Origin of the sequence: Rohdeia mirabilis (assembly GCA_007750655.1) — a bacterium.
Classification (GTDB): Bacteria; Planctomycetota; UBA1135; order UBA1135.
Genome location: CP036290.1, coordinates 1,062,972 through 1,076,650 on the forward strand (window position 1 = coordinate 1,062,972; position 13,679 = coordinate 1,076,650).

Sequence of the window (13,679 nt, forward strand, 5' to 3'; positions counted from 1 at the left end):
CACCAGCGGCGCAGCCGAGCCTCGAGCGCGATCGGCTTCGCGACGCGACGCTCGGCGTCTGCTCCTGTTGACCACCGGCACGGCGGCCGACGTGCTGGCGCGGCTCGTGGACGGCGATCCGCTGGGTCTTCGGGCGCGGTTGCGGCGGCGCGCGGCCGAGCGGTTCCTCCTGGCGTCGCCCGACGGACTCTTCGGTCCCGCGGCCGCCCACTGCGCGCGGCAGGCCGAGGGCTATCGCGGTCGACCGGCGCCGGAACCGTGGCTCGAGCGCGAGCTGGACGCGGTGCTCGACCGCTGGGTCGCGGGAACGCGCGGGCGGGACGGGGACTCGAAGGGTGGCGCGGGTGCCGGGGGAGGGGACGGTCGGTCGGGTGCTTCGGCTCGCGGAGCACGAACGGGAGGCGCGGTGGGCGGCAACGGAGTGACCGCGAGTGCGGCGCGTCACGGCGACGGCGAACTCGAACGCTGTGCCCGCCGCTTCAACGCCTGCGGACGAGCGGAACGCGCGACGTTGTGGCGGCTGGCCTTCGCGGGCGCGAGCCTCGACGAACTGGCCCACGAGTCGGGAACGGACCTGAGCCGCACGGCGCGCCGCGCACGACGGGCGCTCGATGCCCTGCTCGGACGGTCGGAGGTGGCGCGATGAGTGGGCCCGACGAGCAGCGCGCCGCGGACTCGGCGCCCGCCACCGTTCCGCTCCCGGAGCCGGACTGGAGCCTGGGAGCGCGCGCGGTCCTCGACCGGATGCGCGCCCTGCGTCGAAGCGGCGCGTTTCGAGACGTCGGTGAAGGAGCGGGCGGTGAAGCTACGGGCGGCGGAGGAACGGGCGGTGAGCGCTCGTGCACGGCATCGGATGTCGCGTCGAGCGCCCGCCGGGTGTCCGGGGGGCGGAGGATCGCGACGGTGGCGCGCGCGTTGGACGCCGTCGAGCGTCGCGAGCTGCTGCGCTGTCTGGTGGAGGCGGCGGCCGCGCTCCTGTGCGCCCGATGGGGTGGCGATGCACCGATCGGACGCGTGCCGGCGTGGATCGAGCAGCCGTGGATCGAACGGGTGCTCGCTCGCTCGTCGGGTGGCCAGGGGTGGCGGACGCGCGCGCGGACCTGTCTGTGGATGTGTCTCGCGCGCGGCGCGGACGACGAGGGGCTCGAGCTGCTCGCGGCCCTGGTCGATCGGCGCCGTCGCGCGTGGCCTGCGGCGAGCGGAGTGCTCGCGGCCGCGCGGCTCGTGCACGGCGGTCCCGTCGTGGCGCATCTGCACGCCACCGCGCTCGAGTTGGAAGGACGGCTCGACGCCGCCCGTCGTGCCTACCTGGCCGAGCTCGATCGCCCCGGCGGTCGCCGCCGGCTCCCGCGTGCGTTCGAGGGACTCGCGCGGGTGCATCGCCGCGCCGGTCGTCCGCGAGCGGCGCTGGCCGCGGCCGCCACCGACTGGCATCCGGTCTCGCTGGCCGCTGCGGCGTGGGATGCGCGGATCCTGCGGCGCGACGGCGAGGCGCAGCGCTGGACCGCGCTCGTGGAGTCGGCCCTGCGCGACGCCTGCGGACAGCGCTCGGCCCGCATCGCGGCGGCGCTGTGTGCGGGTGAAGTGTGTGCGAGTGAGGGGCGCGGGGCTGAGGTGCGCGGGGCTGTGGTGCGCGGGGAGGTTGCGGTCGGACCTCGGCCGCTCGGTACGGGGCGCGACGAACGACCGCGGGAGAGCGACGCCTCGAGTGGTGACGCCATCCATGGCGGCGCGCCCATCGACGCGGGACCGACCTTCGGAACGCGCGACCGCGCGCGCGACGTCGACTCCACCGCGGACACGCGCGCCACCGGGGACGGTCCTGTCGAAGGAGTCGACGATGGGGAGTGAGGCACCGGGACAGGGGCCGCGCGAGCGCGGCGCATCTCGCTCCGAGGCGTCCGCGGCCGATCGACCGGTGGCCGTCGGCGCCGTGTCCGGCGCGAGGCAGGACGCCTGGCTCGAGCTGCTGCTTCCCGGACCGGAACTGGTCGACGAACGGGAGCGGGCGCGCGCGCTGTTCGAGCGTCTCGCGTTCTGGGTCCTGCCTCCGGCGCACGACCGTGTCGAGCGAGCCGGGGACGGGCCGCGCGGGGATCGTGCCGACACGGGTTCGACCGTCGAGCGCGAGCAGGACGCGGAGTCGACGGCCGAGCCGTCCGCCGAGTTGCTCGCCCGAGCGCGCGGCCTGCTCGCGCGCGCCGATCGCGACGAAGTCTTCGATCTGATCGAAACCGCGCTCGGCGCCATCCTGGGCGGCGCGTTGGGCCCGCGGAGCTTCGCGTCGTTCGCCGGCGATCGCCACGGTGAGCGAGCCGCCTGGCAGGGGCTCGAACGCTTCCGTCCGCGCGTGGCGGATCTACCGGCGGCCGCCGTCACCGGCGAGTCGGCGCGCGCCGTGGCCGAACGACTCGTGGCGTGGCTTCGACGCGACGCGTCCGCGTCGGACGCGCGTGCACGCCGCGCTCGGCGATGGCCCGCGCGGCTCGCGTGGGCGTTCGAGGGCCCCGCGTCCGGACTCGCGTGCTGGCAGGCCACCTATGCCGATCGCGACTTCGGTCGCCGCTCGATCGTCGAGAGAGCCTCCGCGTTGGTGGACGGCATCGAGCTGTGCCTCGCGTGCGGCGATCCGGGACGCGCCCTCGCGCTCGCGCGTGCCAGCGAACGCGAACGTGCACTCGAGCCGCGACTGGTCCAGTTGATCGGTTGGTGCGAGGTCCTGGCCGGGGACGTGGACGCGGGGCTCGGGTGGCTCGCAGAGGACGAGCGGCGCTGCGGTCGAGTGCCCGGGGCCCTGGTGCGTGCCGGCGGGCGAGCTCCGTGGCTGGCGCGCGCGTTGGGGGTACGCCGTCGCGCGGACTCGACCGCGATCGACGAGGAAGGGGCGCGTCGTGCGTCGGTCGACGATCTCGACGGGGTGATGTCGATCGACGGCCTTCCGCGCGGCGTGCGGCGTGCCGTCGTGGCGCTGCAGGACGACGCCGCGGGCGAGCTCGACATGGTCCACGAGCACTGGAGTCCGCGCACACCCGACGCGCTGCGCGCAGCAGCGGTGCGCGACGTGACGCGTTGGAACGCGCTGGCTCCGGTGGCGCTCGATCGGGACGTACTGGACCGCGACACGACGGACCGTGACGCGACGGGCCGCGACGCGACGGGCCGCGACACGACGGGCCGCGACACGACGATCCGTGACGTCTCGATTCGTGACGTCTCGATTCGTGACGGCGAGTCCGCGCCCGCACCGCGTCCGCTCACTCGTCGTGCGGTCGAGGATGACGGCGAGGGCGGTGGGGCGGAACCGCGGGGCTCCAACTCCGAGCTGGCGACGCCGCAATGGGCGCCGTCCCTCGGCGTGCCGCGCGAACTGCTGGAGGAGGCCCTCTTGTGTGGTGCGCCGCGGGTGCGCCTGCTCGCTCCCGACGAGGACGTGGCGACCGCCGAACACCCGCGCGCGGTCGTCGCCGTTCCGTTGCCGGCCGAAGGCCCACGTGGTGCGGTGTGGCTCGAGTTCGAGCACCGGCTCGTGCCCAGCGATGCGGTGCTGCGCCGGATCGCCGCCGCGTTCCTGCAGCCTTGGCGGGACGCGAGCGGTGGTCCATCACTCTGGGCGGCACCACGTCACCCGGCGGCGGAGCGTGCTCGCGATCGCAACGGGACCTACGACCCGCACCGGGCCGAGTTCGACGGGATCGATCACCGCGGGTCCACTTCCAGCGGGCCCAGTTCCGACGGGCCGGGACCCGGGTGCGACGCGCTCCGTTCGACGCCCGCCGCCGTCTCGGATCGAGCGCCGCTCGCGGCGCATGTGGAAGAGGCGGTCGACCCGTCCGTCCGACCCACTTCGGGATCGTGGTCGGCGCCGACAGCGACGGCGCCCGGAGCGGTACCTTCGCGATCGCGGCCGGGTCGCTCGGCGCCGGTCGTCGCACGGTCGCCGAGATCCACGTCGGTGTGCCCGCAGCACCCTGCGACGCCGCTCGAAGTGGCTGGAACCGATCCGCTCGCCGCGGCCGTGCGCGCGCTCGTGGATCGCACGTCCCTGCGCCGGTCCTGTCGCCCGTGGTGGCTGTTCGTCGCTCGACCGCCCGCGTCCGACATCGCCGGCGACGGCGCCACCCGTTCGCGTGCCGAGCCGGTCTCGCCCGCGCCGCTGGGGCGGATGCGCGTGGTGGCGAGCGACGGTCGACCGGTCTCGCACCGGGCGCGCGCCGCGTTGCTCCCGTCGTTCGAGCCGGGAGGTGAGTTCGTTCTCGACGCGGTGGAGCGCTGCTTCCGCTCCGGCGCGCCCAGCCTCGTCGAGCACCTGTCCGCCGGCGAAGGTGTCGACCCGACGAATCGGTCCGGCTGCTACGTCCCGTTGCGCGCCAGTTCCGACGCGCCCTGGTCGGACGGTGCGGTGGTCGCCGTGCTCGCCGTGGAGTCGACGCGGCGCCGCGACTTCCGAGCCGCCTTCGTGCACGAGTTGGTGCGCAGGTGTCGGGACGGAGCGGACGCGCTCCTGCTCGCCGACGCCGCCGCTTGGCACGCCGAACGCTTCGGCGAGCCGCTCGTGCCCGAGGCCTTCCTCATCGACGATGTCGAGCAGGACGGTCGCGAGCAGGACGGTCGCGAGCAGGACGGTCGCGAGCAGGACGGTGGCGACGCGGAACCGACCGATCCGTCGGCCATTCGGTCGACCGATCCCGCGGCGAGCCTCGTGGTCGCGGCCGCCGCGCGTGCGCGCTCGAACGGAACGCTCGGGATCGTCGGTCCGACGGGAAGTGGGCGCACCCACCTGGCGCGTTGCGTGCACTTCCTCGCCGGATGCAACGGTCCGATCGCAGAGGTGCACGCGGATCTCGAGGCGGAGCGCGTCGCCGAACGGTTGGCCCACGGTCGCGGCACGCTGATCGTGCGCGACCTGCATCGCGCACCGGCACCTCTGGTCGAAGCGGTGCGCCGCACGGATCGACCGACGGGACCGCTCGTCCTGTGGACGGCCCACGCGGACTTCCTCGGCGGTGGCCGCGACGACGCAGCGGAGGCGGCGCAGTCGGCTGGTGCGAGTGCGCTGGACGGCGCCGCCCTCGCGTTGGCGCCGCTCGAGCGAGCGCGCGGCCGGATCGGTTCGATCGCCGCTCGTCTCGTGGCGCGCGCTGCCCGTGGACTGGGGCGCGAGCCGGGCCCCGAACTCGACGACAGTGCGCTCGCGGCCCTGTGGCGCGGGACGTGGAGCGCGTCCTTCGGCGGTGGACTCGCCGATCTCGACCGTCTGGCCCATGCGCTGGTGCGCGAGCGTCGACGCGGAAGGGTGGGGGCGACCGCGCTCGAGTCGGTGGCCGCGCGGCTGTCGATCGCGCTGCCGTCCCGACTCGCGTCCCGCCGCCCGCCGGCCGCGCTGCTCTCCGATGCCGTGCGAACCACCGCCATGACGAACGGACGGACCAACCAGCGCCGCGCCGCGCTCTACCTGGGGTGGGACCGCGATACCGTTCGGGCGCGCTTGCGCGAGGCGGACCTGGCCTGAGGGCGGTCGCTCGCCGATGATCGCCCGTCCGTTCGACGCCCCGGGTCGTTCGCTCAGCAGGCGCTCGACTCGTGGCGCTCGCTCCGCGGGCGATCCCACCGAACCGATCGGTGCGGCGTCGACCTCACGGCGTCATCATCCGCCGATCCACGCGCTCCGCCGCGAAGGCCGAGCACGCACCGCGGCACCGTCGCACCCGCGCCCGCGCCACGTTTTCGCCGCTCGGACGACGGCCCGAGGTCATCGCTCCAAGTGATCGCTCCGTGCACCCGCGCCACGCGGCCCCTCGCCGCGCACCTCGCGGGCACCGCGCCACACCTGCTCGCTCACCCGCGACGCGCATCGACGATGAAGCTGTCCCACTTCGACTACGAGCTCCCGGACGAGCTGATCGCGCAGTCTCCCGCCGCCCGGCGCGAGGACGCGCGTCTGCTCGTGCATCGGCTCTCGAGTCCCGACCGGGCACAGCACGCGACCGTCGCCGACCTGCCGCAGCTGCTCGAACCCGGCGATCTGATCGTCGTCAACGACACCCGCGTCCGTCGCGCGCGCCTCGCCGCCCGCCGCACGAGCGGCGGGCGCGTCGAGTGCCTGCTCGTCGAACGGTTGGGCGATCTCGTCGCGGGTGGAGCGGTCGGATCGCGTTCGCTGTGGTCGGCGCTGTGCCGTCCGGCTTCGCGTCTGAAGGTGGGGGAGCGACTCGTCGTCGAGTCAGGCGTCGCGGACACGCCCGTCGCCCAGCTCGTCGCCATCGAACGGGAGCAGCGCGCGGACGGCGGGCCGGGTCCGCACTGGACGCTCGAACTCTTGGATGCGGACGGCGAGGTTCCGCGCGACGACGAGGCGCTGGTCGAGCGGATCGGCGACGTGCCGCTGCCGCCGTACGTCGAGCGTGCGCAGGGGCCCGACGACGAGGATGCACGGCGCTACCAGACGGTCTACGCCGATCGCTTGGGGGCCGTCGCCGCGCCCACGGCGGGCCTGCACCTGTCCGACGCTCTGCTCGCCCGACTCGCGGGGCGCGGCATCGAACGCGCTTCCGTCACCTTGCACGTCGGCCCGGGGACGTTCCGACCGGTCGACGTCGAGGACCTGGGCGACCATCCGATGCACTCCGAGCGCTACGACGTGCCAGGCGCGACGCGGGACGCGATCGAGCGCACGCGAGCCGCCGGCGGACGGGTCGTCGCCGTGGGGACGACGGTCGTGCGGACGCTCGTGGCCGCGCGCGACGCCTCGGGCCTGCCGCGGATCGGCTCCGGTGCCACGGACCTGTTCATCCACCCCGCTGCGCCCGAGCGCGCCGGACTCGATGTGGTCGACGGGCTGCTCACGAACTTCCACCTGCCGAGGAGCACGCTGCTCATGCTGGTCGCGGCTCTGGTGGGGACGGAGCGGACGCTCGCGCTGTACCGCGAAGCCGTCGAGCAGCGCTACCGCTTCTACTCGTTCGGCGACGGGATGCTGATCCTGCCCTAGGCGGGCGCGTCGGCGTCGGAGCCAGCTCGCGTCGCGCCGCGAGCCTCGTCCGAGTGCGCGTCCCGCAAGGGTGCGTCGCTCCAGCTGACCTGCCGTTCGACGCGGGCCCAGCGCAGTTCGTAGTGCTCGTACCAGCGCTCGCGGCCCAGCTCGCGAGTCGCGGCGTGTTGGGCGTGGTCGCGCCAACGTTCGAAGTCCTCGGGCGCGCGCCAGTAGCTGATCGTGATGCCGAGTCCGTTCGCGTCGCGCGCCATCTCCACGCCGAGGTAGCCCGGCTGGTCCGACACGAGTTCGAACATGGCCTGGGCGGCGCGCTCGTAGCCGGGCGCCGGATCGCGCAGCTTCGACACGAAGATGACGGCCCAGTAGGGCGGTTCGACGCGAGGAGGGCCGGGTTCGAGAGCCGCGGTGGCTGCGGTGTCGACAGCGGCATCGACCGGAGCGTTCGCGTGAGCGGCAGCGTTCGCGGTCGGCCCGTCCGACGCACGCGCATCGAGAGCCCCTGCATCCGCACCGTCTGCTCCGGCCCCGAGTTCGTCGAGTTCGTCGGAGGCGTCCGCGTGCGTCCTCTCGTTCGAGCGGCGCCCGTGCAGCTCGCCGGCGCGCTCGCGTCCAGCTGGCCGAGCAGCCTTCTTCCCAGAATGCCGCGCAGGTTCGACCGCGGCCTCACGACCGAGCGCGTCGGCGGAAGGCACTGCGGCTCGCTCGTTCTTCATGCTCGCCATCGTCGATCGACCTCAGCTCACGTCTTGCAGGTCCAATGGGTGACTCGATGCGTTGTGCGTCGAGTCTTTCGGGGCGTGTCGTCCGCCCGCTCCGCGGGTGCTCGTCCTCGCGACGTGCACCGCGGACGTCCGGCTCAACCCCGCGCCGCGCTCAGCCACAGGGTGCCGGCCTCGTGGAACGCGACGCGGTCCTGCCAGGTCGGGTACCAGCGGCTGGGTTCGAACTCCGCTTCCTCGCCCGGACCGCGGCGGTCCACCACGCGCTCCGCGCTGGGGTCGACGAAACCCGCCGCGGCGAGCTGCTCGAGCCAGCGCTCCTCGCTCGCGCTGTGCATCGGAAGGCCGACGCCTTCGGGCCAGCCTTCGACACCCGGGCGTCCCTCGTAGAAGTCGAGCAGGAGGTCGATGCGTCCGCCCGACTTGACGACGCGCGCGACCTCGCTCAGGGCGGCGTCCACGTCGGGCGCGTAGTAGATCGCTTCCATCGAGAAGGCGCGGTCGAACTGGCCGTCCTTCAGGTCGAGCGCGTGGAAGGGCATGACCTCGTAGCGCGCGCGGATGGTGAAGGAGTGCAGCTCCTCGGCCCGCGCGATCATGGCGGGCGAGGCGTCGACACCCACGGCGCCCGTGCCGGCGGCGGATTTGGCGAGCAGGCGCGTGGCCCAGCCGTTCCCGCAGCCCAGGTCGAGGATCTGCTGGCCCGGGCCGATCGCGAGGCGCCCCACGACCTGTTCGACCACGTCCTTGTGGCCGTGTTCCATGGAGGCGTCGCGGCCACCCTTGGCCCATTCGTCGAAGACGGCGCTGATGCGTTCGGAGCTCATGGCGGGCGAGGGTAGCGGCCTCGGCCCGGATGTCGAGCCGAGGGCTGCGAACCGGCGCGGCGGGGGACCGGACGCGCGCGCGGAGTGCTCGTCGAAGCCGACGCCACACCGAGCGAGTGGGGCACGGGACGCTGTGCCGGGCCCACGGCGCCGGGTCGTTGGTGCGGGGCTCCTCGGACCGAGCGACGCGCGCCGCGCGCTCGCCGCGCCGGACGTTCGGCACGGGCCTCGACCGTCGCACCGACTTCGCAGCACCGCGCTCATCGGCACCGCGCTCACGGGCACCGCGCTCACGGGCACCGCGCTCACGGGCACCGGGCGCACGTCGCACCACCGTGCTCACCGCGCGGCACCGGTTCACCCAGCGCCCGCCCCGTCAGACGTAGCGGCGCTGCATCTCGCGCGCGGACCGGCGCTCGGCGTGCCCCGAGAAGTCCTGGATGATCGTGTCGAGGGGCTTGAGCGTGCGCTCCCAGTCGCAGGTGCGTTCGACGAACGTGCGTCCCGCGCGGCCGAGTTCGACGGCGCGTTCCGGATCCTCGAGCAGCCCCGAGATCGCCGCCACCTGGCCGTCCACGTCGTCGACGACCAGGTAGTGGTCGCCGTCGCGGCCACCGACGCCCTGGGTGGCGTTGGTCGTGGCGACCACGGGCAGGCCCATCGCCATGGCCTCGAGCACCTTGTTCTGGATGCCGCGCGCGATGTGCAGCGGCGCGACCGAGACCTGGGCCCGGCGCAGCCAGTCGCGCGGGTCGTCGACGCGGCCCGTCACTTCGACGCCGGGGTGGGAGCCGAGCGCGAGGACCGTCGCGTTCGGGCGCGCTCCGACGATCGACAGGTGCACGTTCGGATGGCGCTCGCGCAGGCGTGGCAGCACGTTCTCGACGAACCACACGCAGCCCTGGACGTTCGGGTAGTAGTCCATCACGCCGACGAAGACCAGGTGGCCGGGCTCGGGCGTGCCGTCGGGCTGGTAGTGCTCGAGGTCCACGCCGTTGCGGACGACGACCGACGGAGCGCCGGGGATGAGCTGGTTGAAGATCCGTTCCTCGAGGCTCGTCACCAGCACGTTGTGATCGGCCATGCGCGCCAACGCGCTCTCGAAGCGGAAGAGCGTCCGGTGCTCGCGCGCGTAGATCCACGACTTCGGCCAGCTCTGGAACTCGGCGTACTGGCGCCACTTGTCCGAGTCGAGTTCGGCGAAGACGATGACGCGCGCGAGGTCGCTGTGGGGCATCAGGAACTTGCCCATCGACGACGAGAACGCCATGCCCACGTCGTTCTTGGCGGCCAGGCGGTCGACGACCTTCTGGAGCGCGCGCGAGCCGTAGAAGCTCAGCGTGAGCGGGCGCGGCGTCGGCAGCCACACCAGCGAGCGCAGCTGTCGGAGAGTCGCCGAACCGAGGTCGACCGTGTGGGTCTCGATGCCGCGCCCGTTGAGTTCCGCGGCGGCCTCGCGATCGGCCTGGTCGTGGGCGAACGCGGCGACCGTGACCTGGTGATCGCGGGCGAGGCGCTCGATGTGGTGCCAGCTCGAGATCTTGTCCCCGCGATCGGGCGGATAGGGGACGCGTTGGGCGAGGTAGAGGATGCGCACGCTGGGAGAGTACCCAGCGCGAGCGGCCGGGGCCCGCGTCGCCCGGACTCAAGTTCCGAGCAGGTGCCTCAGTTCGCGTGCCGCCGACCTCGGATCGTCCGCGGCGAACACGGCCGCCCCTACGGCGGCGCGTCCGACGCGATCGAGTTCCAGCGCGTTGCAGATCTCGATGCCGCCGATGGGGAAGAGGGGGAGTTGGTCCGCGCCGGCCGCGGCCGACCACGCGCGCTCGGGTCCGAGGCCGCGTTCGTAGCCCTTGGTGGCCGTCGCGAAGATCGGGCCGAAGCCGAGGTAGTCCACCGCCGGCTCCTCGCACGCGAGGACGACCTGCGCCGCGTCGTGGGTCGACAGGCCGATCACCGGTTCGCGGCCCAGGACTCGGCGGACCAGGCTGCTCGGCGTGTCGTCCTGCCCGACGTGGACACCCGCGCAGCGACCCGCGAGCGCCCGCGCTACGTCGGGCCGGTCGTTGACGATCAGCGGACAGGGGTCGGGGATCGAGTCGAGCGCGTCGAGCGCCCGCTCGCACCACTCGAGGAGCGCTCGCGCGGGCGCGGGACCGCTCCGTCGTCCGGGCGACTTCACGCGCACCTGGACCAGGTCGAGCTCGGGAGCCGCCGCGAGCAGGCGTTCGAGCGCCTCGCCCTCCGGCAACAGCTCGGGCGTGAAGATGCCCATCAGGCGCGCGTGGGGGAGGCGTTCGCGTGCGCGTGCAGCGGCTCGGTCGATGGTCGTCGGCACGCGGACACTCTAGTGCCCCGATCCGGTCCATCGACGCCCCGACCTGCTTCGCACCGACACCGCCCCCAACGGGCGCACCGCAGCGTCGGGCCTCTTCCATGACTCGAGAGCCCGATACTCATCGAAGAGCGGGCGGGTCGCCTGTGCCACGCAGCGCATCCCGTTCGGAGCGCCGGAGCGCCTCGAACGCGCGAATCGCACCACGAGTTGCGCGATCCACTCCCTTGGCGCGCGGACTTCCTTCGTTCCGGCCTCGCCCCGTACGGCCGCACCTTCGCGTCTCGCCTCCTCGACGGACTCGCGGCCCAGTGCTCGTCCAGACGGGCGAGTCGGGGCTGCCGAGCCTGGCGGCGCATCTCGTGCGGAACGCCGGAACGCCTCGACGGAGCGACTCGCGCCACTCGTGGTGACAGGTTCGACCGCCGCACCTCGGTCGGCTCTCGCCGTCGCGCGGAGTCGCGAGACGGTTCGCGTTCTCGACGGCGCCGATGGACCTTCGACGGCCCGAGTTCGCAGCGGTTCGCGAATGCTCGCGCGTTCCGACGAGCGGCCGGCCCGGCGGAGGGCGACGGCCGGGCCCGTGGTCCCGCGACCCGAACGCCCCCCCCCGAACCCCGAACGGTCCGGGACCTTCCCCACTCCAAAGGGGCCGCTCGCACGGCCTTGGATCCGGCGCCCCGTCCCCCGTGGCACCTCGGAGGTACGCTTCCCCGTCCTCCTCCGGTCCCCCATCACCGGGCGGTGGGCACGTTTCGTGCCCCCGCTGAATCGACCAGATCCCATCCATGACCCGATTCGCTCCGGCCCTCACGGCCGCCGTCGTCGGCGCATTCGTGCCCGCGCCGCTCTTCGCCCAGCAGTTCGTCCACTCCTCGAACGCGCTCCCGGGCTCGGTCTGGACGGAAGGCGTCGAACCCGCCGACGTCGACAACGACGGCGACATCGACCTGTTCTTCGCCGACGGTGACGGGTTCTCGTCCGCCGGGACGAAGCGTCAGAACCGGCTGTACATCAACAAGCTCGAGGTCACGCCCAACACGTGGGCCGACGAGAGCGTGCTGCGGCTCGGCACCAATTCGTCCAACGCCAAGATGGCCATCTCGGGCGACGTCAACGGCGATGGCTGGATCGACGCGATGTTCTGCAACGCGTTCAACACCGACCGCCCGTTCCTCTACGTGAACCGCGGAAGCTCGGGCCCCGGCATCTTCGTCGAGCGCGGGGTCCAGGCCGGATTCTCGACGGCCTACAGCTCGGCCTCCGGCCAGTTCGGCGACCTCGACAACGACGGCGACCTGGACCTGATCCTGTGCGACTCCGGATCGAGCTTCCTGGGCGGCAGTGGCGACAAGCCGCACCTGTTCTTCAACGACGGGTCCGGCATCTTCACGGAGAACGCGGCCGCTCTCGGCGCACCGACCAAGAAGGCCCACATGGACGTCCAGCTCGTCGACATCGACGGCGACTTCGACCTGGACTTCTTCGGTGCGAATCGCGCGAGCAACTCGGGCGGCAACCACTACCTCATGCTGAACGACGGGACCGGCACGTTCACGGACGTCTCGAACCTCCTGCCCGGCACCAGCACCAACGTCTACGAGGCCGAGGTCGGCGACCTGGACAACGACTCGGACCTCGACCTGTTCTTCGTCAGCCTCAGCGGCTTCGCGGAGGGCAGCGTCCGCAACAACCTGAACACGGGCTCGCTCGGGTTCTCTTCGGGCAGCACCCTGAGTGGCTCCGACGACAACGAGGTCGGCCTCATCGACTTCGACAACGACGGTGACTACGACATCGCGATCGGGTCGCTCGGCAGCTCGGAGAAGCTGTTCCGCAACAACGGCAACCTGTCGTTCAGCACCGTCTCGAGCGATTTCACGTCGATCTCGGACTCCACGCTGGATCTCGGTATCGCAGACTTCGACAACGACGGCGACTACGACATCGTCACGGCCCAGGGCGAGAGCAACCCCGGCCAGTTCCAGAACAAGATTTACCTGAACACCGGATCGGCGGACACGCTGGCTCCGGTCGTCAGCGCGATCGAATCGATCGGCGTCCAGCCCGCGAACGGCCCCTGGGTCGTGCGTGCGCAGGTTCGCGACCAAGTGATGGACGACGGGCACGACTGGGTCTCGGCTTCGGTCGACTACTTCGTCACCACGGCCGCCGGGAGTACGCCGAACACCGCCGGAACCGCCACGCGCATGGCCGGTGGACTGTGGCGCTTCGCCATGGACGACACCGCCGAGGGCGCGGGTCTCACGCTGAACTACACGCTGACGTTCACCGACTGGGCCGGGAACAGCACCACGACCGGCGTTCAGGTCGTCCCGCTCGGTCCGGTCTGCGGCATCGTGCCCTACGGCCTCGCGGCCGGCGGCGCGAACGTGCTCGTCATGGACGCGATCGGAAGCACCGCACCCGGGTCCGGCTTCGACGTGGTCGTGACCGCGCCGGGTCAACCGGCCGTCGCGACGATCGTGGCCTTCGGTCGCGACTCGTACCCCTTCGCAGGCGGTACCGGTCTGCTCGACCTGGCGAACTACTACACCCTGGTGGTCACGCCCGTCGTCGGCTCCACGGCGACCTCGACCTGGCACCTGCCGAACAACCCGAGCCTGATCGGAGCGGTGCTGAACTTCCAGGCCGCGATCCCCGACCCGAGCGTGGTCGGTGGCGTGGCCCTGTCGAACGGCGTCGAGATCGGCATCTGCAACTGACCGTCGTCGGACGGTGACGGTGACGGCGTCGGTCGGAGCAGCCGTGGTAGCGTGCTGAGCATGCTCACAGGCCGCCGACCG

General features: G+C 72.7%; 9 protein-coding genes. 5 read left to right on the plus strand and 4 right to left on the minus strand.

What is annotated here, in order from left to right; all coding sequences use genetic code 11:
• The first annotated feature begins 67 nt into the window (after positions 1-67).
• The 4 genes from Pla163_RS03930 to queA all read left to right on the plus strand — a co-directional run bounded on the left by Pla163_RS03930 (position 68) and on the right by queA (position 6,988).
• Positions 68-646 carry a hypothetical protein gene (locus Pla163_RS03930; RefSeq protein ID WP_145183882.1) on the plus strand — a complete coding sequence of 193 codons (579 nt, stop codon included), beginning with the start codon at positions 68-70 and terminating at the stop codon, positions 644-646.
• A gap of 257 nt (positions 647-903) precedes the next feature.
• On the plus strand, positions 904-1,851 hold the full coding sequence (locus Pla163_RS03935; RefSeq protein WP_145183885.1) for a hypothetical protein: 948 nt from the start codon (positions 904-906) through the stop codon (positions 1,849-1,851).
• 67 nt (positions 1,852-1,918) lie between these two features.
• The gene (locus tag Pla163_RS03940; protein ID WP_145183890.1) at positions 1,919-5,509 is read left to right on the plus strand and encodes a hypothetical protein; all 3,591 of its coding nucleotides are present in this window, start codon (positions 1,919-1,921) and stop codon (positions 5,507-5,509) included.
• A gap of 348 nt (positions 5,510-5,857) precedes the next feature.
• On the plus strand, positions 5,858-6,988 hold the full coding sequence (gene queA / locus Pla163_RS03945) for a tRNA preQ1(34) S-adenosylmethionine ribosyltransferase-isomerase QueA (protein ID WP_145183893.1): 1,131 nt from the start codon (positions 5,858-5,860) through the stop codon (positions 6,986-6,988).
• On the opposite strand, the gene Pla163_RS03950 is transcribed toward queA, so the two are convergent.
• The 4 genes from Pla163_RS03950 to Pla163_RS03965 form a co-directional block, all read right to left on the minus strand.
• Positions 6,985-7,704, minus strand: a complete 720-nt coding sequence (locus Pla163_RS03950) for an antibiotic biosynthesis monooxygenase family protein (RefSeq protein ID WP_145183895.1) — start codon at positions 7,702-7,704, stop codon at positions 6,985-6,987. The genes queA and Pla163_RS03950 overlap by 4 nt on opposite strands.
• Before the next feature lie 143 nt (positions 7,705-7,847).
• On the minus strand, positions 7,848-8,537 hold the full coding sequence (locus Pla163_RS03955) for a class I SAM-dependent methyltransferase (protein ID WP_419186301.1): 690 nt from the start codon (positions 8,535-8,537) through the stop codon (positions 7,848-7,850).
• Positions 8,538-8,913: 376 nt separating this feature from the next.
• A complete protein-coding gene (locus Pla163_RS03960; RefSeq protein WP_145183903.1) occupies positions 8,914-10,134 on the minus strand; it encodes a TIGR03087 family PEP-CTERM/XrtA system glycosyltransferase in 1,221 nt (406 codons plus the stop codon).
• 48 nt (positions 10,135-10,182) lie between these two features.
• Complete coding sequence (locus tag Pla163_RS03965; protein ID WP_145183906.1) at positions 10,183-10,875, minus strand: thiamine phosphate synthase; 693 nt, start codon at positions 10,873-10,875, stop codon at positions 10,183-10,185.
• A 785-nt stretch (positions 10,876-11,660) separates the two neighbouring features.
• Here Pla163_RS03965 and Pla163_RS03970 point away from each other — a divergent pair.
• Positions 11,661-13,598 (plus strand): FG-GAP repeat domain-containing protein, encoded by a 1,938-nt coding sequence (locus Pla163_RS03970; RefSeq protein WP_145183908.1) that lies wholly within the window; start codon positions 11,661-11,663, stop codon positions 13,596-13,598.
• The last annotated feature ends 81 nt before the right edge of the window (positions 13,599-13,679 follow it).